This is a genomic window from Achromobacter sp. UBA5777, assembly GCF_002418565.1.
Lineage (GTDB): Bacteria > Pseudomonadota > Gammaproteobacteria > Burkholderiales > Burkholderiaceae_B > Achromobacter > Achromobacter animicus.
This window is the reverse complement of record NZ_DIEJ01000135.1, coordinates 77,204-99,186: the sequence shown is the minus strand read 5'-3', so window position 1 is coordinate 99,186 and position 21,983 is coordinate 77,204. Positions and strand designations below refer to the sequence as shown.

Genomic DNA, 21,983 nt, shown 5'->3' with positions numbered 1-21,983 from the left:
GGAATTTCCCCCATCATGTTTTCCGTATCCGACCGCCTGGAGCGGTTGCCCTTCAGCAGCTTTCATTTCCGGCTGCTGATGATCGGCGGCCTCGGGCTCGCCTTCGAAGCGCTGGACGCCGGCATCATCGCCTTCATCATTCCCTCGCTGCGCACGCAGTGGGGCCTGACCACCGGCCAGATCGGCTGGATCGCCAGCAGCACCTATGTCGGCTTCCTGGTCGGGGCGCTGTTCTCCGGCATCCTGGGCGACCGCTACGGCCGCAAGAAGATCATGATGTGGGCGCTGCTGCTGTTCTGCGTCGCCACGTTCTTCAACGCCTTTGCCCGCAACTATCACGAGTTCTACATCCTGCGCATGATTGCCGGCATCGGCATGGGCGCTGAAGGCGCCATCATCGCGCCGTACCTGGCCGAATTCGTCAGCAGTAAGTATCGCGGCCGCTTCACCGGCGCGCTGGCAGGCTTCTTCTCGTTTGGTTTCGTGATGTCGGCGCTCTTGGGCTACTTCATCGTGCCGATGAGCGACGACGGCTGGCGCTGGATCATGATCATCGCCTCCGTGCCTGTCGTGTTCCTGCTGTGGTGGCGCAAGTCGCTGTTCGAATCGCCGCGCTGGCTTGAACACACCGGCCAGACCGCTGAGGCCAATCGCATCTGCGAAGCCATCGAAGCCAAAGTCTTGAAAAGCACCGGCCGCCCGCTGCCCACGCCCGTGGCCACGCGCAAAGCCGCGGCCACTAGCGCGCCGCAGCAGACCGCGATGGCCAAGCTGGCGCAGCTGTTCTCGCAGGAATACCTGGGCACGACCGTGCTGGTGTGGGTGTTCTGGATCACGGTGCTGTTCTGCTACTACGCCTTCCTGGTGTGGATTCCCAGCTTGCTGGTCGAGCGCGGTTTCACCATCACCAAGAGCTTTTCGTACACCATCCTGATCTACCTGTCGCAGATCCCCGGCTATTTCTCGGCCGCGTATTTCAACGACAAGATCGGCCGCAAGTACACCATCCTGGCCTACATGCTGCTGTCGTGCCTGTCCGCGCTGGGCCTGGCGCTGGCCAGCGGCGAACAACAGATCATCATGCTGAGCATGCTGCTGTCCTTCGGCATGAATGGCGTGATCGCCGGCCAGTACACGTACACCGCCGAGATCTATCCCACGTCGATCCGTGCGACCGGCATGGGCGCGGCCTCGGCCTTTGCCCGCATCGGCTCCATCGCATCGCCGACCATCGTCGGCGTCGCGTACCCGGTCCTGGGTTTTGCCGGCGTGTTCGCGATGATGACCGCCATTCTGCTGGTCGGCGGCCTGGGCATCCTGTTCTACGGCAAGAACACGCGTGGCGTCGTGCTCGAGGAGATCAACGCATGACGAAGGCCTCCGCATTCCGGCCGCTGGCCGGGCACGCGCGCGATCTGGCGCTGGCTGCGGACCGGCAGGCGCAGTGGAGCGTGATCTCCAACCTGCTTCACGCCTGCTTTGGCCACAAGCTGTTCACCGCGTTGCTGTACCTGCAGGACCACCGGCTGATGAAGCGTCTGCATACGTCGGACGAATCGATCAGCCCGCTCGGCGGCTTCAAAGCCACGGGAAACGGTCCTTGGTCGCGGCTGGTGCTGGAAGAAGGGCGGCTGTATGTCGCCAGCAATGAAGACGATGTGCGCACCGTGTTCTCCGAGGCGCCGATGCTGATCGAACGCGGGCTGCAATCGGCGTTCAACATTCCAGTGCGGCATGAAGGGCGTGTGATCGGCTCGCTGAACATGCTGGCTGGGCGCCATGCCTATGACGACATCGATCCGGACCTTGCGGCGGTTGTTGCCGGGCTGTGCGCGCCGGTCTTCATCGAAGAGATGAAGGACGCGGCGTCCGCGGCAGCAAGCGTGGACCGGTCTGCACTGGACAGCGTGTGATGGTTTGAATTGAGTATCCGTCCCGGTGCGGGACTGGGTTTGCGGGCTGCTTGCCGGAGCGGCCCGTTTTTTTTGGGATTGCCTCGCGTGGCAATCCCTTTTTTTTGCGCATTGTTGCGGTATTGGTCCGAATTGTTGCGTGCTACTGCATTTTTGCAAGGGGGGGACCGAGTTTTAGAAATTGTTCGATGGGCGAGGTTGCGTAGCGTCAAGAGAATGGTCGCTTTTTTCCGTGGCGGTTGTGCGGTGCTGCAATTGGCCAGCATCTGGCTGTTCGCATCTCCAAAGCCGCGCACGGTTTACGGAGCTCGCAATGCACTTCCCCCTTTCCCCGATTGTCGCGGCGATTCTCGCCGCTACGATCCCGGCCTTTCCCTTGATGGCGTCGGCGGCGCCGACAGCGCCCATCGTTGTCGATGACCCGTTGGGCAACACGTCATTGTTGTTGTTTCCCGGCTGGAGCGCCACGGTCAGCACCGGAGAGGCAATCCGCGTCAACGGACCGGGCAATAGCGTGGAGGCAAATGGCGTCACGCTGATCGGAGAAGCCGACGGCCGGGGTGCGCACGCCCAGGGCGGCGGGATGATCACGCTCACGGATAGTTCGGTTCATACGCAAGACGGCGCCGCATTGTCCGCGTCCGGGGCCAGTAGTCTGGCGAGCGCGACCAACTCCCAGCTCTCCTCGATGGCAACCACGGTTCGCGCGGTGGATGGCGGCCGCATCGAGCTGAACGGCACAAGCGTGTCCGGGTCAGGCGGGTTCGAAGCGACGACGCATGTGAGCGGAGGGCGCCTCATCGCAAAGAATCTTGAGATCACCAGCGTGGCTCGCAATGGGATCGAAAGCTATGTGGTGCGCGCGCAATCGGGCGCGAACGTCCAGTTTAAAGATGTCATTTTTTCCAGCGTGGACGAAGTTGGCGCCGCAAGGACCGCGCTCATCTCGGTGCAGGACGCTGACTTCTCGATGACCAATAGCCACACCAAGGCAGGAATCGTACAGGGCGGTGCCTCGTCTCTGCATGTGTCAGGCAACTCCGTGGCGACCGTGAAGGGAAGCGTCATCGAGGGCGCCATTACCGCATCTGACGGTGCAACCCTGGACATCTTCGACACGGTCTTGGCAGGGCCCAACAGCGTCTTCATTGGGGTGTACTTGTTGGGCAACGTGGCATCCACCGCGTTACTCGATAACGTGACGATTGGTAGCGAGGCCGTCGCAGTCACTGACGGTGTCGTCGCGCGGGCCAACCATGTGATCAACGCTAAGGACGTGGATATTCACGCCAGCCGGTTCGGGGTTCGCACTGTCAACGGATCGGCGCAGGTTCAAGGGGGCACGCTGCGTGCAGGACAAGCCGGCCTGTATGCGCTTTCGGAGGATGACACGGCGCCATCGACGATTGCCGCCGTCAGCACGCATGTGCTGGCCGAAGCCACCAATGCGGTAGGGGCGAGCGCCGCCCAACGCGGTGCCCACGTTTCGCTGGATGGCGTCACGGTGGACGTGTCCGGCACAGGGGGAATGGCGCTCCGGGCCACCGACGGGGCGCGCATCGACGCTGTCCATTCCCAATTGAATGGCCAGTCCACAAACGCGACCGGCGTGCAGTTGCTTGGAAGCATTGGCGCCGGCGACACGGCTGTTTCGCTGAGCGACACGCAAGTCATGATGACGGGTCAAAACGCAAACGGCGTGCAGAGCGTGCGCTACGAGCCGCAGGGCGCCAACTCGCTCGTGCTGTCGAACGGCAGCGACCTTCAGACCCACGATGGTGTGGGGTTTCTCGTCAGGGGTGGAGATCACGACATCACCGTTCAGAACGCGACCGTGGTGGCCCGAGCCGGGGGCGACGACGCCAGCGGCATCCTGCTTAGAACGCAGGCGACTCCCAACGCGGGAATCATCCCCGGGCAACCGTACCAGACGCAACGCGTCACCCTGAACGCCACGGACGCGCTCCTGACGGGCGACGTGCTGACTTCCGACAGCGGCCGCGTCGACATCGGTCTGGCGAGCAGCAGTGAGTGGACCGGCGCGGTGCGCGCGGGGCAGGGTTCGGTCGACAGTGTCTCGATAGACGGCAGCAGCGTCTGGAACATGCGCGGCGATTCCGCCGTGAAGACTCTGACCAACGCGGGCGTCGTGCGGTTCGTGTCTCCCGATGCGCAATCTGGATTCAAGACGCTTACCGTCTCCGACTACATCGGCGGCGGCACCTTGGTCATGAACACCCATTTGGGTGACGATACGTCCCTGACCGACCGGCTCGTCGTGGACGGCGGGGCCGTGACGGGAGCCACCGGTCTGCGTATCTTGAACGCCGGCGGCGCAGGCGCGTTGACTACTCAAGGCATCCGGCTTGTGCAGGCCGTCAACGGCGCAACGATTGCAGGTGATGCCTTTCATCTGGACGCGGACTCGACTGGCTTCCGGGACACGACCAATAGCCTGGCTATGAACGGCTACGACTATTTTCTGGTGCAGGGTGGGACGGGCGGCGTTGCGTCCGATTGGTATTTGACCTCCACGACGTCGCCGGGAAGTGGCGTTGAGACGCCTCCCGGCAGCGGTACCGAAACGCCGCCGGGCAGCGGTACTGAGACGCCTCCTGGCAGCGGTACTGAGACGCCTCCTGGCAGCGGAACCGAAACGCCGCCGGGCAGCGGTACGGAAACGCCGCCGGGCAGCGGCACTGAGACGCCTCCTGGTAGCGGAACCGAAACGCCGCCGGGCAGCGGCACCGAGACGCCTCCTGGCAGCGGCACTGAGACGCCTCCCGGGAGCGGTACGGAATCGCCTCCCGGCAGCGGTGGTGGTTCCCCCGGGTCTGGCGCGGGCAATATGAAGAACGTCTCACCGGAGAACGGCGTGCATATCGGCAACCAGTTCGCGGCGACACGGATGTTCGTACATCGCCTGGCGGATCGGACCGTGGCGCAATCGTCGGCGGGCCAAGTAACACCCGTCGGTGCATCCCGCCAGTTGTGGGCACGTACCGAGGGCGCGCGGCACACCGGCATGAAACTTCAGCAAGGCCAGGTAAGCATCGACACCGACACCGCCATGCTGCAGATGGGCGCCGACCTGTTGAGCACGCGCCTGGGTCATCAAGGCGTCCTCAAGGCAGGCGTCATGGCGGGCGCGGGCGATGCGCGGACACACGCCACGTCCCAACTCATCCATCCGGGCACTGGCATGTCGACGCGTGTCGATGCCCGCGGCAAGGTCACGGGGTATTCCGTGGGCATCTATGCCACCGCCTACGCCGACGACGCGACCCGACTGGGCGCCTATGCCGATTCATGGTTGCAGTTCGGCCGCTACTCTAACCAGATCAATAGTGAACTGGGCTCGGCCCGATACCGTTCGAACACCTGGACCGCGTCGGTGGAAGCCGGATACGCCCTCAAGCCCTTCGCCGCCGACTCGGCATTGAGTTCGATGGTGGTGGTGCCGCAGGCACAACTGGCCTACACGCGTTACACCGCCCAGGACGCCGACCTGCCCAGCATGACCCTGAAAAACTCGCCCGCCAGTTCAGTCACGTCGCGCGTGGGTGTCCGGGCGTACCCGCTTGGCAACGACGCCGCCACCCCGGTGCGGCCTTACGTCGAAGCAAATTGGCTGCACAACTCGGGCACCGCGAAGGCCAACGTGGGCGCATCGACCTTCCACGCAACGCCGATGCGCGACGCGGCGGAACTGCGAATGGGCGTGACAGGCAATGTGCGGGAGTCGCTGCAGGTCACCGGAGAACTGTTCGGCCAAGCCGGTAACGGCGGTCAGCGTGGCTACGGCGGCATGCTGAACGTCGGGTATCGCTGGTAGCCTTGCACGGGGAAGGGCGGACTGCAATGCGGGCCGTTGATGGCCGCGGCGGTCCGCCTTTCATGTCGACGGGCAAGGCGATTCAAGCCACGCGCTTGTTGAGAATCACCAGCGACACGCCCGCCAGCACGAGCGCGGACGCGGCCACTAGCAAAGCCGTCAGCGGCTCATCCAGAAACAGCGTTCCGCCCAACGCCGCCAGCACCGGGACACTGAGTTGCACGGTGGCGGCGCGCGTCACGTTCAACTGTTTCAGCGCGGCGTACCAGAGGATGTACCCCAGGCCCGACGTCACCGCGCCCGACGCCACGGCATAGGCGGCGCCCGCGGCGTCGAGCCGAACGTGCGACATGACGAACTGCGCAAGCAACAACGCCAGCGCAACCGGCGCCGCACGGATGAAATTCCCCGCTGTTGCCGCCACCGGATTTCGTGCGCCCCGTCCCAGCAGCGAATAAATGCTCCACGCCACGCCGGAAAGAATCATCAGAAATCCGTAGATCATGGGCGGCGCGTCCGTACCGGGCAGCATCAATGCGACAAGCCCGGCAATCGCCAACGCCATGCCAACGCATTGCAGCGGCGCCAATCGTTCGCCAATCGCCAGGCCGTACAGGATCATGCTGATCTGGATCGCCCCAAACAGCAGCAGCGCGCCCGTGCCGGCGGGAATATGCGTGTACGCAAAGGAGAACGCCAGTGCGTACGCCAGCAGCGCCAACGCGCCCGCCCAGGACCCTTCCAGACGCTCGGACTGCCGGCGAAGTGCCAGCACCAGCCATAGCATCAGCGCACCCGACACAACGCGGATGGCGACGAAGGTGGCGGGATCGATCGTCGTCTGTTTGAGCGCGAGGCGGCAAAGCAGGGAATTGCCGGCAAAGGCCAGCATGGCGAAAAGGGTGAGCGCGAAGAGGCGGAGGGTCATGGCGGAGGCCTTTGAATCACCACTGCGATCCGCGGCCCGTGCCGTCTACTGCACGGCCGAAGCGGTCTCGCGGAACCGCTGCACCAGCGGGGAGCCGTCTTCCGAACGATACGCCAGCAGGACCTGGCTTTGGGCGTCTGGCGTATCAAGCTCGCGATAAGCCACGCCCGGAATGCCCGTTTTCATGTAGGTATCGGGGAGGATCGAAATGCCCATCCCCGCCGCGACCAGACCGATGATGGTTGCGCCTTCGCGCGCCTCCTGGCCGACTTGCGGGGCGAAGCCCGCCCGGTTGGCCAGTACGCTCACGTGGTCGAACAGGCCGCAGCCCAGCCCGCGCGGGAACAGGATGAAGGATTCGTCCGCCAGGTCCGTCATCGACAGCGGCGTGTCGCGGCGCGCCAGCGGATGCGATTGCGGGAGGGCGGCCATCAGCCGGTCGGTCCACAGCGGCAGTGTGGCGATGTTGGGCGGGGGCACGAACAGGATGGATGGCCGCAGAAACCCCACGTCGATGTCCTTGGACGCCAGCGCACGCAATTGCTGGCCCGTCGACTGATGGCTCAAGTCCACGCCCACGCCGGGAAAGTCCGTGCGAAAGGCATGCACGATGCGGGGAAAGGCGTCGAACATCGGCACCGATGCCGTGAACGCCACGCGGATTTCCCCGGTTTCTCCCAGCGCCGACTGCCGCACGACTTCGCCGGCGCGTTCCAGATGCGCCAGCGCGCGGCGCGCCTGATCCAGAAACAGCGCGCCCGCCTGCGTCAGTTCCACGCTGCGGCTCGTTCGCGTCAAGAGCGGCGCCCCGAGTTCTTCTTCCAGCGCCTTGATCTGCAGGCTGAGCGGCGGCTGGCTGACGTGCAGCCGGCGCGCGGCCTGGCTGAAGCTCAGTTCCTCGGCGACGGCGACGAAGTAACGCAGTTGGCGGAAATCCATATTGATTTGGAAAGCAAATAGATGGTCTTGAGAAACGGTATTGGACGATATGAGTGTACGCCGCGCATCATTCGGCCATACCAACACGTATAACGACACAGGAGACAACCATGAAGGCTTTTCAGCCCTCCCGGTCCCGCCGCACGTTTGCCGCCGCCGCAGGCGTGGGCGCATTGATCGCCGCCATGCTGGCGCCGCTGCCGGCTGCCGCGCAGGCCAATTTCCCCGACAAGCCGATCCGTATTGTGGTGCCGTACGCCGCCGGCGGTGGCGTGGACATCGTCACCCGCCTCGTCAGCCAAAAAATGGGTGATGCGCTGAAGCAGACGATCATCGTCGAAAACAAACCTGGCGCGGCCACCAATATCGGCATGGACACCGTGGCGCGCGCCCCGGCGGACGGCTACACGCTGCTGACCGCGTCGAACACGCTGGCCGCGAATGGCGCGCTGTTCTCCAAGCTGACCTTCGATCCCGCGCACGACTTCACTCCTGTGGGCGCCATCGGTTATGCACCGCTGGCCGTGGTGGTGCCGGTCGAGTCGTCGTTCAAGACCTTGAAGGATCTGACGGACTATGGTCGTGCGCATCCCGACAAGCTGACCTACGCGTCGGCCGGCAACGGCAGCTCCGGCCATCTGGCAAGCGAACTGCTCAAGCGCGAGAGCGGCATGAAGGCGCTGCATGTGCCGTACAAAGGGGGCTCGCCTGCGGTCACCGACCTGTTGGGGCAGCGGATTTCCTTCATGTCCATCAATCCGCTGGAAGTCGTCTCGCACGTGAAGGCGGGCAAACTGCGCGCACTGGCCGTGCTGGACGATGAGCCGGCAAGCATGCTGCCCGAGGTGCCCACGGTGGTGTCGCAAGGCCTGCCGGGCGCGATGGCCACGGTGTGGTGGGGCTTGATCGGCCCCAAGGATTTGCCGCCCGAGGTCACGGAAAAGCTGAATGCCGCGCTGCAATCCGCATTGAAGGACCCTGCCGTGAAGCAGCGCTTCGGCGAGATGGGCGCGGTTGTCACGCCCGGCACGGACAAGCAGTTTGGCCAGTTCGTCGCGGCGGAAACCACCAAGTGGACCAAGGTCATCAAGGACGCGGGCATCAAGGCTGATTGACCGCGCTCGCGCTGGTACGGGTCCGCAGCGAGGGTCCGGCCGGCAACCATGCATAGAGGAACTGAAATGGAACGGCAAAAGAACGGGCTGGTGGTCAGCGCGCACTCCGCGGATTTCGTCTGGCGCGCGGGCGGCGCCATCGCCCTGTACGCCAAACGCGGCTGGAAAATGACCGTGGTCTGCCTGTCGTTCGGCGAACGCGGCGAATCCGCCAAGCTGTGGAAGCAGCCAGGCATGACGCTGGAGCGCGTGAAGGCCGACCGCCGCGACGAAGCACGTCTGGCGGCCGACATCCTGGGCGCGGATATCCGGTTCATGGACTGCGGCGACTATCCGCTGCGCGTCTCAGACGAGGCGCTTTTTGAACTGGTGGACGTGTACCGCGAACTGCAGCCGGAATTCGTGCTGACGCATTCGCAAAAAGACCCCTACAACTTCGACCATCCGCTTGCCACGCACGTCGCACAGGAAGCTCGCGTGATTGCGCAGGCGCACGGGCACCATCCCGAGCAGGCGGTGCTGGGCGCGCCGCCCGTGTTCCTGTTCGAGCCGCACCAGCCCGAGCAGTGCGAGTGGAAGCCCGAAGTGCTGCTGGATATCTCCGAGGTCTGGGACCAGAAGCGCCGGGCCTTCGAGACCATGGCCGCGCAGGAACACCTGTGGGAGTACTACACCCGCGTTGCCTTGCAGCGCGGCGTGCAGGCTTCGCGCAACTCGAACCTGAAGATCAAGTACGCCGAAGGCTATCAGCGCGTGTTCCCGCAAGTCACCGGAGAGCTGGCATGAGCATCGCCGTCAGGAACATCGACCGCGCCGACAGCACCGTCATCGCACGTCTGGCGTCGGCAGGCGTGGCCACTGCACACGAAGCGCAGCAGCGCACCGGCCTGCTGCAACCCTACCTGCGGCCCGTGTACGCAGGCGCATCCATCGCAGGCAGCGCCGTGACGGTGTTGGCGCAGCCGGGCGACAACTGGATGCTGCACGTTGCGATCGAACTCTGCCGGCCGGGCGATATCGTCGTCGTGGCCTGCGCGTCGTCGAGCGAGGACGGCATGTTCGGAGAACTGCTTGCCACCTCGATGCGCGCACGCGGCGTACAGGGGCTTGTCATCGACGCGGGCTGCCGTGATGTCGCGGCGCTGAAGGACATGCAGTTTCCCGTGTGGTCGAAGTGCATCTCCGCCAAGGGCACGGTCAAGGCGACGCCCGGGTCGGTGAACGTCCCGGTCGTGTGCGCGGGAGCGCTCGTGCAGCCAGGAGATGTCGTCATTGCCGACGACGACGGCGTGTGCATCGTACCGCGCGAGCGTGCGGCGCAGGTTGCCGACGCCTGCGATGCGCGGCTGATCAACGAGACGGCCAAACGCAAGCGCTTGGCCGCCGGGGAACTGGGGCTGGATATCTACGGCATGCGGGAAAAGCTGGCCGCTGCGGGGCTGGTGTACGTGGACCGCAATCCCGGGAGCTGAAACGCCGACGCTGCTTACCGGGTGGTGCAGCTCACCGCATTGCCATACCGGTAGCAGTCCGTGGTGGTGGGCCGCGGATTCATATACGGCATCATCAGCATCATGTTCTGGTCGCGCTGCGCCTGCTGCTGCGCGGCAATCTGCCGGGCCTTGTCCAGCTCTGCCTGCACGGTCTTCTGCGACTCGGTCAGCAGTTTCGCGGCCTTCGTGTTGTAGTCGCCGAAGGTGATCTTCCTTGCCCACAACTGCGCCCGGAGCGACTTGCTGTCGGCCTGCAGGATGTCGAAGATCGCGACAACGCCGCCGGTCGTATAGGCCTTCAGATACGCGCGGCGCATCTCGAAGCACTGCGCCATCACCGGGTCGAAATCGCTGATGGCCTGCTGCTGTGCCGGCGTGGCCAGGCTGGAGTCGGCCAACTGCGCCAACGTCGCGTCCGGCGCCTTCACCGGCAGTTTCGAACGAAGGGGGTCGAGCCGGGTATCGGCCCACGCATTGACGCAAAAGGCCTCAACGTTATCGGAATCCGCTTTCTGCTGGTTGACGCGTTGCCCTTCAGGAAACGCGCACCCGCCCAGAATGCCAGCCATGAACAGCGCGGCAATTGCTCTCATTCTTACCAGTCCGTTAAATACCTTGCGCCTGTCGAACACGCCCTTGCGCAAGTGCCTTGGTGACATCGCAAAGGGGATTCACATCATCACGTCATCCGGGCGCCCGGATGGCACAACGGGGTGGATCATAGGCGATCTCTCCAGAACGGCTGGGCAAAAGCTTGAAACGCCGGCCTCGAGCGACGGATGAGCCCATTTGGATGATGTTTGCGGCGTCCCTGTGCGCCGGAGCCCCATCTGATGCGCCCGCGCCACATCCAGACAAACCCCGTAGCGATGTCGAATAAGAATGCTTATCATGCGCGTTTTACATAAAAGAACGCATGGGGTGGGGCTGTGGGTAAAGCATCGAAAGGCCGTCAAGGCAGGCAGAAGGGCGTCGCTCTAGCCGTGAAGCAGGCATTGGCGGGCAGCGCCGCGCTCTATGCCGCGTCGGTATCGGCGCAGACGCAGGCCCCGGCTCCCGCCGCGATCACCGTTTTGCCCACCGTCACCGTGACCAGTGCGCCGATTGCCCTGGGCGAGGCGCCCGCGCCCATCGCTGGCGGCCTGATCGGCGGCGGCGCCCGCATGGGCATCCTGGGCAACACGTCCGTCATGGACACGCCGTTCAGCGTCACCAGCTATACCGCGCAGACCATCGAGAACGAGCAGGCCCGTTCCGTGGCCGACGTCGCCACCATGGATCCGTCCGTGCGCATGAGCAGCGCGCGTTCCAACATCAACGAAGACCTCACCATCCGCGGCTTCAATGTCCCGACCGCGGACTTCGCGTTCAACGGCATGTTCGGGCTGACGCCGTATTGGCGCGCACCGGTCGAGACCCTGGAACGCGTGGAGATCATCAAGGGCCCGTCCGCGGCGCTTTTCGGCATGACGCCGGGCGGCAGCGTGGGCGGCGTGGTCAACCTGGTGCCCAAGCGCGCGACCGATGAGCCCATCACCCGGCTCACGGGCTCGGTCATGTCCGACTCCGTCTTTGGCGTGCATGCCGACGTCGGCCGCCGCTTCGGCGATGGCAATGCGTTCGGCATCCGCGTGAACGGGATGCTGCGCGACGGCGACACGCCGATCAAGGACCAATCCACGCGCGAAGCGCTCGGCTCGGTTGCACTGGACTATCGCGGTGAACGACTGCGGTCGTCCCTGGACCTGATCTGGCAGAAGGAACGCATCGACAACGTCGTGCGCCAGTTCCAGCTTGGCGACGACCTGACCTCGATTCCCGGGGCGCCCAGTAACAAGAATCCGTATCCCGGCCTGGGCTGGAGCGACGGCCGCAATACCGCGGGCGTCTTCAAGATCGAATACGACATCACCGACAACCTCACCGCCTACGCCGGGTATGGCCAGCGCAAGCTGGACTGGGACGCCTTCGCCGCGAATCCCGTGCTGCAGAACTCGCAGGGCGATTACTCCTTTTTCGGCGGCTGGCAGCGTATGACGGTGGACAGCAAGTCCACCGAGGCCGGCCTGCGCAGCAACTTCAAGACGGGCCCCGTGAGCCACAAGGTCGCCTTCAGCTATACGCTGCTGGACCAGAAGTCCGACCTCGGCTTCAACACCGGTTTCCCGCCCGGCACCTCCAACATCTATGCGGGCAACGTCTTCGACACGCCGTCCATTTCCGGCGTCAGCAATCCGCTGAACCGTTATCAGAGCGTCAAACTGACCAGCTACGCGCTGGCCGACACCCTGGGTTTCATGGACGACCGTCTGCAACTCACTCTGGGGGCGCGCCGCCAGAACGTGCAGGGGCAGAACTACAACTTCACCAATGGCGAGCCCAGCGGCCCGCGCTATGACAAGAGTGCGACCACGCCGCTGGCCGGCGTCGTCTTCAAGGTCCGGCCGGACCTGTCGGTCTATGCCAGCTACGTCGAAGGCCTGTCCCAGGGCGACACCGCGCCCACCAGCGCGGCCATCACCAACCCGGGCGAGACGCTGTCGCCGTTCAAGTCCAAGCAGAAGGAAATCGGCGTCAAGTACAACCTGAACGACACCATGCTGGCCACCGTCGCGCTGTTTGAGCTGACGCGGCCCAGCTCCGGCATCTCTGGCAACACCTTCGGGGAGTTCGGCGAACAGCGCAACCGCGGCGTCGAAGCCAGCTTTGCCGGCGAAGTCACCAAGGGCGTGCGCCTGTTGGGCGGCATCAGCTATATCGACGCCGTCATCAATAAGGCCACCACGCCCGACCTGCAGGGCAACAAGGCCATCGGTGTGCCTGACTGGCAATTCAACCTGGGCGCCGAGTGGGATACCCCCTTCGTCCCCGGCTTGACGGTGTTGGGCCGCGTCATCTACACGGACAGGACGTATGCCAACGCCGACAACAGCCTGTCGGTGCCAAGCTGGACCCGCGTCGACGCCGGCGCCCGCTACGAAACCAAGATCAGCGGCACCCCCGTCACCTTCCGCTTCAACGTCGAGAATCTGTTCAACCGGAACTACTGGGGCACCGCCACGGCCGGTTATCTGTTCGTAGGCTCGCCGCGCACCTACACGTTCTCGACCAGCATCGCCTTCTAAGGAGGACGATATGTCCACGCAAGCCTGGTCATGGATACACAAGTGGAGCAGTCTGATCTGCACGGTCTTCATGCTGCTGCTGTGTCTGACCGGGCTGCCCCTGATCTTTCACGAAGAGATCGAGCACCTGTCGGGCGTGGTCGAAGCGCCGCCCATGCCCGCCGGCACCCCCAACGCCAGCATGGACCAGATCGCCCAGACCGCGCTGGAACGCCGGCCGGGCGAAGTCATCCGCTACATGTTCTGGGACCAGGACGAGCATCCCGACATTACGTATGTCTCGATGGCCAGCGCCGTCGACGCCCCGCCCGAGGAGAACAACGCGGTCGTCATCGATTCGCGCACGGCCAAGGTCCTGGAGGAGCCGGCCACCGACGAAGGCTTCATGTACGTCATGCTCAAGCTGCATACGGACATGTTCGCCGGCCTGCCGGGCATGCTGTTCCTGGGCGCAATGGGCCTCTTGATGGTGGTCGCCATCGTGTCCGGGGTGGTGCTGTATTACCCCTTCATGCGACGCCTGAAGTTCGGCGCGCTGCGCATCCAGCGCAGCTCCCGCGTCAAATGGCTGGACTGGCACAACCTGCTGGGCATCGTCACCGTGGTGTGGCTGCTGGTTGTTGGCATCACGGGCAGCATCAATACATTGAATCGCGTTGTGCTGAGCCTATGGCAGATGGACCAGATGGCGGAAATGACCGCGCCATTTCGCGGCCTGCCGCCGGTTACGCAACCCGCACACCTGGAAGACTCCATCCGCACCGCGCGTGCCGCGGTGCCCGACATGGCGGTGAGCCTGGTGGCGTTTCCCGGGACGATGTTCTCCAGTCCGCACCATTACACGTTCTTCATGAAGGGCAACACGCCTGTGACCTCGCGCCTGCTCAAGCCGGCGCTGGTGGATGCGACGAATGGAGAGTTGACCGACACGCGCGAGATGCCTTGGTATGTAAAGACTCTGTTCCTCTCGCAGCCGCTGCATTTTGGGGATTACGGCGGCTTGCCGTTGAAGATCCTCTGGGCGGTGCTGGATCTGTTTGCGATCGTGGTGCTGGGTAGCGGTTTGTACTTGTGGCTGCGCAAGCCCAAGGCTGCGACGGCTGCCAAGCCCTTAACCGATGATGCTGCCGAAGCCGCCAATGCGCTGCGTCAGAGTGACCGTCAGGAGGCCGCGCAATGAACAGGACGAGCAAAGCGCGCGGCGCGCGCACCGAACACCTGCAGTCGGCTGGCGAGGTGTTCCGCGCGCCCATCTGGCTGGGCGTGGCGTCGGTGGTGGGGCTGGTGTCTGCGCTGCTGGGCGATGGGGTGTGGGATGGCGTGTCGTGGTTGGCGATCTTTGCGCCGATCGGGGCGGTGTGGTGGGCCTGGCGGGGGCGGGGCGGGTGAAGTCTCCTTCATCTGGCCGCCGGCCGCTCGTCAGTGGCGCGCGGCCATCAGCGTAAGCACGTCGCTTAGCGATTGAACGGCGTCCGCTGACTTTGACGTGGCCGTGTGCCGGTCAAGGTGATAGCCGTGAATGCCGAATTTTCGTGGCCCGATCATGTCGGCCTCGATGGTGTCGCCGATCATCAGAACTTCATCGGGCCGGCACGCAATGCCATCACAAAGGTATTGGTAGATCTCGGCTTGCGGCTTCACGGCGCCGGCTTCGTACGACCACGCGCAGAAGTCCGGCCGAATGGGCAGCAAGTCCAGCACCGGCGGCCCATACGGCGCCGCCAGGTTTGAGCAGAGCGCGACCTTGATGCCGCGTTCCTGCAATGCAAGCAACGTCGGCGTGGCATCCGCGAAAAGCGAGATGGATTGAATCTCTTCACGCAATTCGGCTTCAAGCGCGTTCAGGTCTGCATCGCTGACCACTCCGCCAAACAGGCTGGCGGCCTGTCGCAGGTCGATCGGATTGCTCATCGCGCGGACCCCGTCGTCGCGCTGGCGCGGACGACCCGCTTCATGCAGCAATCGGACGAGCTTGCGGAACGGTCGGGTCGGCCGTTCGATGTGGACCAAGGTTCCAAATACGTCGAATGCCACGGCCTTGATTGCCATTGAACCTCCTACGCCAATGAGGCTTTCCGGTGATTGGCCGGACCGTGATGTCCGACCTGTCTGCGACGGATTCTAGCGGCAAAACTTCCGGCGGCTTGCTGGATACCTTGGTCTTCGGAGGAGCAGGGAGACAGGAGCACCGGGTAAGGGGCTACCCGTCACGCCCGATCGTGACGAATATGCCGTCGGCTTCGTTCAGTCGGGAACCCGCCGGCAGGATCATTACCGACACGTCATCAGGCAGGTGAGACGCCAGCGCTTTCAGGCGTTCGCTGACGACGCTCTCCAACGAATCGCGGCGTGACTCTGCGGACACCGCAAGGCTTACCCCAACCTTGTTCCAGCTTTCCCAGGATTCCGGCGCTTGCCGGTATGCCACTGTCGTCCATTCCGATGGGTTGATGACGGTGCCGTCCGCCAACCGTGGGGGCGCATCGCTCCAGGCTTCCAGCTTCTCACGTGTCGCGCCGGAGTAGATCCACGCATGGGGCGGGCGAATTCCCTGGGTGGGCCGGGCGGAAATATCCAGTTTGGCGGCCAGCGCCTCCAATGCCTGATCGGTGGACAGCTTGGCTTCCTTAAGTCGGGCGGGATCGATCGACAGCCATAGCTGGATGGGTTCCGGCACATTGCTCCAGACCTGGGTGATGGTTTGGCTATCGCCAACAACACGACCGATCTTGTCAGCCACCAGTTGTTGCAGCTCGGGCTTGCTGAGACGCGGACTGGCAACCAGCAGGTAGAGATCCGCGCTGGGAACGGCGCCCCACACGAGGGCCGGCGGCTGGACGGCGTCTGATGGCGTTGCCTGCGCGGCATTTGCGGGCACGTGGAGGCAGAGGGCCAATGCGGCAAGCCAATTGCAGCGCATGGGACGAAAACGGTACATCCAGGTCATCAGAGGCATAGGTTTTTAGTTATTCGAATGGCGGCAAATCCCACACGCGATGGTCACGAGTAGAGATTTAACGGACATGATCATTGTCTCGACCGGTCCACCGAAGCGCCATGTCGCGCTCCTGACGGATCTGACGGTTGAGGTTCGGGATTATCCCAGACGGCAAAAACCCGCAGAGCGCGAGCTGGTGCGGGTTTGAGGTACTACCTGATATCAGTCCAGGCAGGTGTCTGGTGCCCGGCGGCCGGAATCGACTAGGCACGCCTGTCTTGCGCCTGGGTTACTCGCCTTTCTCTGCGCGAACAAAATGATCAAGGCAAGAATGATGATGAGCATAAACGAACCGACGTCGATATCTAACGCGCTCACTCGCTCACGCGCCGCGGCAAAGGCCGGCCGCGGCGCGTGCGCCTATCAACGCCGACGCGCGGTCAGCCAGTCGATCGGCTGTAGCGCCTGGCCGACGATACGGATCTCGCCGACGCTGCCAAAGAAGCCATCAGCCCGCGCACCGTCCCACGAACCGGCGCCGACGATCCACGGCATATTGGCCGCCAACGTCGCCAGGCCGCGAGCGCCTGAGGTGTTGCGCAGAACCGGCGCGCCTTCCACGTACAGGATGGTTTCGTGCGTGGTGTCATCGTTCACCACGGCAACGTGCATCCACTTGTCGGGGATGATCTCGCCAGACCAGTTTGCCTTGGGACTACGCGTTCCGGTATCGTCCGGCACCACTTCCCACTGGATTTCGCGCAGGCTCGACACGGCAAACAGCAGCGGCGGGGATTCGGGGTCTCCGCCCGAAAAGCCCGCCAGATCGCCGCGCTTGCCGTCACGCGTCATGATGTTCATCCACGCGTGCTTGGACGCGACCCAGTCGCGGTCGATCTTGATGAAGGCTTCCACCGTGTAGCCGTCGGTCGCGGTTTCACCGTTGATGATGGCCGCGGCATCCGTCGTGAAGTAGCTCATGCGAGCCGTGTTCTTGTCGGTGTTCAGGAAGCGCACCGAGCCGGGCGCGGCCGACAGGTAATGGTGATCGTCGGACCAGACCACATCGCCCACCTGCGCACCGGCCACCCCGTCGATATTCAGCGGCGCGCGCCGCATCGGGTTCAGACCTGCGCGGTCCGCGATCACCTCGCCCACCGGCACCGGCTGCCCATTGGTGCCGCCAAAGAAGCGCCAGTGCGCCAGCGTGCCTTGCACCTGCGGATAATCATCCGGATCGGCGGCGGGCTTCTGCTCGGCGGCGATGGGATCCGTGTAGTTCGCCAGAATCAATGCGCGCGCCTGGTCGATCAGCGCGGTGTGCGACGGCGTAGCCGCCTTGAATTCCTTGTTGAAGCCGCCAAAGCGCTTCGCAAAATCCATCTTGATGGTGAACTGCTCGTTCGCGCCGGTCAGAATGGCCTGGTCAAACGTGTTGAGCGTGTTCTTCGGCTTCTGCGGCACCCAAGGCGAGAACGACAGCACCCGGATCTCGTTGTTGCTGAGGTCGAATTCGTACAGCCGCATCAGGCCATTGCCGCCCTGATAAGCCATCTGATAATCCACCACCATTTCCTCGACCGCGTTTCCAAACGCATTGGTCTTGGTCAGATGCGCGGCGCCGTGATAGTGGCCGTTCAGCGTCATGAAGATCTGATCGTTGTCGCGGATCAGCTTGTCCCACAGCATCAGGCCGTAGGGCACTTCCAAGGGCGTGACGCCATCCTTGTCGATGTTCAGCAACTGGTGATTGACCAGAATCACCGGCAGCGTCGGGTTCGTGCGAATGACCTGGTTGGCCCAGTTCAATGCGTCATCGGAGATGCGCCACGACAGCGACAGCACCATGAACTTTTGGCCCTCGGCTTCGAACACGTGATACTCGTGGAAGCCGCTAGGATCGCGGCCGCCAAACGTCGCCTGGTTCTTGGCGCGATCGGCACTGAAGGTTTTCAAATAGGGCTCGTTGGCCAGATTGCGCTGCGCGTCCGTGGCGCTGGCCTGGCTGCTGGCGTCGACGTAGTCGCGGTCCAGGATCACGTCGTGGTTGCCGGCCAGAATCGAGTACGGGACCTTGGCGTCTTCCAAAATCGCCATGGCGGCATCGGCCACTTTCCATTGATCCGGTTTGCCCTGTTGATCGACGACGTCGCCCAAGTGGATCAGGAACGGAATGCCCAGCGACTTCGAATGATCGGCCACCCACTGCGTCTGCGCCTTGAACGGCTCGCTGCCGTATTTGCGCATGAACTGCTGGTTTTCGGCGTCGGTTGCGTAGCGCGAGTAGAACTGGGTGTCCGGCAGCACTGCTACTGCGAAGCTGGAGATGTTGACGGGTTGGGGTTGCGGTTCGGGTTGGGGCTGCGGTTGGGGTTGCGGTTGCGTGCCAGGCGTGTCGGGCGACGTGATGTCGTCCTCATCGTCGTCGCTGGAGCAGGCAGACAGCAGCAGCGATCCGCCTACGGGCAGCAGCGTGGCACCAAAGCCGGCCTTGAGCAGACTGCGACGACGCGGATCGGCGTCGGTCGGCAGTGCCGCGAGTTTATTGGCAACCTCAAGTTTGCCGTCGTGCTTGTCGTTCGCCATCTGTGCTGCCCTTCAGAAAAAGCGGGAAGCTTAGGTAGGGCGGATGACGGGATGATGAATGTTGGCGGGGGATTTTTTTGAATGGTTTGGGGGGCGTGCGGACTCTTGTCGACACCACTGTTTAGAGGCTGACGCGCGACTGAAAGCGATCAGGGTTGTCTGGTCACCAAGACCAAGTCCAACGAGAAACTGGAGGGCAAGCTCACTGCGGCTTCTTTAAAGCTCAGTGTGGACTTTGGCGCGGTGCCCGCATGCGCCACGTCGGCTTAGCGATATACGCGACCGTGGCTCTGACCCAGACGGCGAGCGAAACTCAGCTGGCAGCTAGGGGGCTACTTTCGTGGAGAACAACGCTTTGAAGGGGAATTTGCAGAGATAAGCGCTTTTGCAGCGCCACACGCATGGAATTCGTGGTGCCCGGGGCCTGCACACCAAAATGCTCTCAGGGCCTTATTCTAAGCGGGTCTCGGGGAAGGCGCCAGTCTGAGGGAACGTGCTGGGGACATCCTTCTTCCAAATTTCTGACGCTCTATCTCGACGAGGCAGGTTTCTTCCAGATGTGATCGGTTTTGCCTTGAGCACTCATGGGGTGCATGGTTTCATTGACTCATCGCAACTCACCCAGTCAGACCATGTCATCCACCAAGCGCCCCGCCCCTCGCAAACCCCGGACGTTCCCTGATGCCGAGCTACTGAACCGGGCCGACTTGATGTGCGGCTTGGATATCACTAAGTCTACGCTGCACCGTTGGGTGGACGATGGATACTTGCCCGCGCCGCACAAGCTCGGCACTACGCCGTACTGGCGCAGGGAAACAATCATGTCTTGGATCGACGCCAAGTGCCCTGCAATGACATTCACCGTCGAGTAACAGTCACCCTAAAACGAAAGGCCCGCTCTGGCAGGAGTGGGCCTTTCTTCGCATGGCAGCTAAGTCATGCTGGTGCGGACTCAGAAGACGGGAGCTTTTATGTCGTATGGCAATTCTACCGATGGCGATTGGCCGCTCGCAAGCAGTTCTGGTCGAAGCTTGCGACCTATCGCAGCCAAGAGGTTGGCTGCCAACTCGGCGCCAGCATGGGCTAAATCCTGGGGGGCAGCCGCCATCGAGATGGTTGCCGAAATCTCGCGCAAGGCCCACGCCGATCATGTGCAAGCTGCAGCAGAGAGGAGGGCGGCCACCGAAAGCCAGGCAGTAGTCCATGCTCAACGTACTAGCAAGCAAACAGGACGCAGAGAGAAATCCGAGCGGTCAGATTCGGTCTTCGCGCTGCATCGGTGTCTGACGGCGCTCGGACGCAGTAGGAAGATGGTCGACACGGCGCGAGCCGTTATGGCCTTTCACGACAGCATTCGCGCGAGCGGATTCAGGACAGCAGTGCTTAAGTCCTTCGATACCGAGGGCAATCCTATGTTCGGCCGTACCCGTCGCTACTGCAACACGCACCATCGCCTACGTTGCGTGAGAGCGGTTCAACGGAACGACGCCCTGGCGCGCGATGCCTTTGCCAAAAGTCGCGGCATCAAAGTAGACCTCAACGCCGCCTTTCGCCGGCAGCTACAAAGCAGAGTGGCAGCCTACTACTCCCGAGCTCTAGCCGGGATCGTTGCGGGCCAATGTGCCGGGCTGAAGGTCTACACAATGACGCTGACGCTTGATCGGAAGTGGCACGGTCGACCGCTAGCGGACCAGTTCAAAGAACTGAAGCGGGCCTGCAAGGCGCTGGCCGATCGGCTGCGCCGTGCAGGTATCCATTGGGAGTATGTGAAGGCTGTCGGCACCCATAGGGCCACTCTTTGCCCGCACTTGCACTTGATTGTCTCCTTGCGGCCAGGCACATACAGAACGTTTCGTCGGCATGTGCGGGAGTGCTTTCCAGGACTCCGCGGCGTCCATATGAGGCAGGTTTACGACGCTGCTGGGGCCGCGAGCTATCTGCCACGAGTTGCAGGATCTAGATGGATCCGTGACTCGTACGGTTTGCCGTGAAGCCAGAAGCAGATCGGTGAGTTTCTCTGTCGGTTGGCCTGCCGCTGCAGAACGCAACGGGCCCGCTTTTCGCGCGCACGTTGCGTTGAAAACCAACCAAGGGGACGCAAACAACCGTCCACGGTTGCGGCGGTGGGTATTTGCTCCGATACCGCCACTTAAGGCGGAAAAGAGTTGCTCCGAATTGATTTCGCGTCAATCTGAATTCTCTGGGTGAAGTATTTCGACAGGCTGGGCCTGCTTACGTGCCACCTGAATCGCCCCAGGAGGCCCTCGCATCCGATCCGCTCGGAGCGGTTTCACGCGTGAAACTCCGACCTCAGTCACAAGAGTCGGTGTTTTCGCGGAGTCGCGCGATAACGCCATATCGAACCGGCCAGTAGTTAGGTTCTACCTGGGGGCGATGGGTTTCACGCATCAAACCGCCCGACAGGCCATATCGATTCGACCGGTAGTTTGCTCTTTGCTGTAGCGGATGAGTTTCACGCGTGAAACTTCAGAGCACCAAGGAAGTCCGATCAACTTACCTGGTTTCACGCGTGAAATTGGCCTGTGGTCACGGCACGTAGATGCGCTCGATACCCTATCCTTCGCTGTCCGGAATGAACAAATCATCGTCGTCCGGCGGCCGAATGGCGGAATGTGCGCAAATGTCCTCTAAGGCTGCACGGGGCGTCAGGCTGTCTAGGTAAAGCAAGCCTCGCTGGGTGCATTCCTTCCGGGCTGCGGCTACCGTAATGCTGTCTCAACACGCGACTGGTCTAAGTGGATTGCGCCGCCAAATCCTTTTATCCGGAGTCCGCGGAGTTGTTCCGGGGGGCAGAGTGATTGGCGAGCAAACGCAGTATGGCAAGGTCGACTCTGAGTATCGAGCAGTCGGCCGTGCGGGAAATGTACGGGTGATCTGAGATGGCCCGAGCATCGGCGCCAATTTGCTCAGGTAGGGTGACGGCGGCATGACGACGATCCGGGCAATCTAGTGGACGGTGCGATGCGAGTCATCGAGCGCATCTTCATTGCAGAACGGAAGACCTGTTTAGTTTCCCCTAGACGGACGGGAGGGCGGTGCAGCGGCTGTGCGGTGGGGCTTGGCCTCGCCTCTTCCTCCTTCCGGGACACT

Annotated in this window: 15 protein-coding genes; 9 read left to right on the top strand and 6 right to left on the bottom strand. The window is 63.0% G+C overall.

Annotated features, from left to right (window positions below; translation table 11 throughout):
• Positions 1-15 precede the first annotated feature (15 nt).
• From B3446_RS10400 to B3446_RS10390, 3 genes are all read left to right on the top strand, one after another.
• Positions 16-1,371, top strand: coding sequence for an MFS transporter (locus B3446_RS10400; protein ID WP_291380688.1), 1,356 nt, complete (start codon positions 16-18; stop codon positions 1,369-1,371).
• On the top strand, positions 1,368-1,913 hold the full coding sequence (locus B3446_RS10395; protein ID WP_239216170.1) for a GAF domain-containing protein: 546 nt from the start codon (positions 1,368-1,370) through the stop codon (positions 1,911-1,913). The genes B3446_RS10400 and B3446_RS10395 overlap by 4 nt, the downstream gene beginning before the upstream one ends.
• 313 nt (positions 1,914-2,226) lie before the next feature.
• Complete coding sequence (locus B3446_RS10390) at positions 2,227-5,748, top strand: autotransporter outer membrane beta-barrel domain-containing protein (protein WP_291380684.1); 3,522 nt, start codon at positions 2,227-2,229, stop codon at positions 5,746-5,748.
• A gap of 82 nt (positions 5,749-5,830) precedes the next feature.
• On the opposite strand, the gene B3446_RS10385 is transcribed toward B3446_RS10390, so the two are convergent.
• Both B3446_RS10385 and B3446_RS10380 read right to left on the bottom strand, forming a co-directional pair.
• Positions 5,831-6,676, bottom strand: a complete 846-nt coding sequence (locus tag B3446_RS10385) for a DMT family transporter (protein WP_291380682.1) — start codon at positions 6,674-6,676, stop codon at positions 5,831-5,833.
• A gap of 45 nt (positions 6,677-6,721) precedes the next feature.
• Positions 6,722-7,615, bottom strand: coding sequence for a LysR family transcriptional regulator (locus B3446_RS10380; protein ID WP_291380680.1), 894 nt, complete (start codon positions 7,613-7,615; stop codon positions 6,722-6,724).
• Positions 7,616-7,725: 110 nt separating this feature from the next.
• On the opposite strand from B3446_RS10380, the gene B3446_RS10375 reads away from it, so the two are divergent.
• The 3 genes from B3446_RS10375 (at position 7,726) to B3446_RS10365 (ending at position 10,202) form a co-directional block, all read left to right on the top strand.
• Positions 7,726-8,730, top strand: coding sequence for a Bug family tripartite tricarboxylate transporter substrate binding protein (locus B3446_RS10375; RefSeq protein ID WP_291380678.1), 1,005 nt, complete (start codon positions 7,726-7,728; stop codon positions 8,728-8,730).
• Positions 8,731-8,796: 66 nt separating this feature from the next.
• Positions 8,797-9,516, top strand: a complete 720-nt coding sequence (locus B3446_RS10370) for a PIG-L deacetylase family protein (protein WP_175184790.1) — start codon at positions 8,797-8,799, stop codon at positions 9,514-9,516.
• Positions 9,513-10,202 carry a 4-carboxy-4-hydroxy-2-oxoadipate aldolase/oxaloacetate decarboxylase gene (locus tag B3446_RS10365; protein WP_291380676.1) on the top strand — a complete coding sequence of 230 codons (690 nt, stop codon included), beginning with the start codon at positions 9,513-9,515 and terminating at the stop codon, positions 10,200-10,202. Before B3446_RS10370 ends, B3446_RS10365 begins: the two co-directional genes overlap by 4 nt.
• A 14-nt stretch (positions 10,203-10,216) precedes the next feature.
• Here B3446_RS10365 and B3446_RS10360 read toward each other — a convergent pair whose 3' ends face one another.
• Positions 10,217-10,867 (bottom strand): hypothetical protein, encoded by a 651-nt coding sequence (locus B3446_RS10360; protein WP_291380674.1) that lies wholly within the window; start codon positions 10,865-10,867, stop codon positions 10,217-10,219.
• 339 nt (positions 10,868-11,206) lie between these two features.
• Between B3446_RS10360 and B3446_RS10355 the strand changes: the two genes are divergently transcribed.
• Genes B3446_RS10355 through B3446_RS10345 form a run of 3 tightly spaced genes read left to right on the top strand, consistent with a single transcriptional unit; the run spans position 11,207 to position 14,737 of the window.
• Positions 11,207-13,348, top strand: a complete 2,142-nt coding sequence (locus tag B3446_RS10355) for a TonB-dependent receptor (RefSeq protein ID WP_291380672.1) — start codon at positions 11,207-11,209, stop codon at positions 13,346-13,348.
• A 10-nt stretch (positions 13,349-13,358) separates the two neighbouring features.
• Positions 13,359-14,528 (top strand): PepSY-associated TM helix domain-containing protein, encoded by a 1,170-nt coding sequence (locus tag B3446_RS10350; RefSeq protein WP_291380670.1) that lies wholly within the window; start codon positions 13,359-13,361, stop codon positions 14,526-14,528.
• Positions 14,525-14,737, top strand: a complete 213-nt coding sequence (locus B3446_RS10345; protein ID WP_291380668.1) for a hypothetical protein — start codon at positions 14,525-14,527, stop codon at positions 14,735-14,737. Before B3446_RS10350 ends, B3446_RS10345 begins: the two co-directional genes overlap by 4 nt.
• Before the next feature lie 30 nt (positions 14,738-14,767).
• Here the strand turns inward: B3446_RS10345 and B3446_RS10340 are convergent, their stop codons facing one another.
• The 3 genes from B3446_RS10340 to B3446_RS10330 all read right to left on the bottom strand — a co-directional run bounded on the left by B3446_RS10340 (position 14,768) and on the right by B3446_RS10330 (position 18,872).
• Complete coding sequence (locus B3446_RS10340; protein ID WP_291380666.1) at positions 14,768-15,397, bottom strand: HAD family hydrolase; 630 nt, start codon at positions 15,395-15,397, stop codon at positions 14,768-14,770.
• A 151-nt stretch (positions 15,398-15,548) separates the two neighbouring features.
• Positions 15,549-16,304, bottom strand: coding sequence for a hypothetical protein (locus B3446_RS10335; RefSeq protein WP_291380664.1), 756 nt, complete (start codon positions 16,302-16,304; stop codon positions 15,549-15,551).
• 405 nt (positions 16,305-16,709) lie between these two features.
• Entirely contained in the window at positions 16,710-18,872 is a 2,163-nt protein-coding gene (locus B3446_RS10330) for a LamG-like jellyroll fold domain-containing protein (RefSeq protein WP_291380662.1), read from the bottom strand.
• Between the last annotated feature and the right edge of the window lie 3,111 nt (positions 18,873-21,983).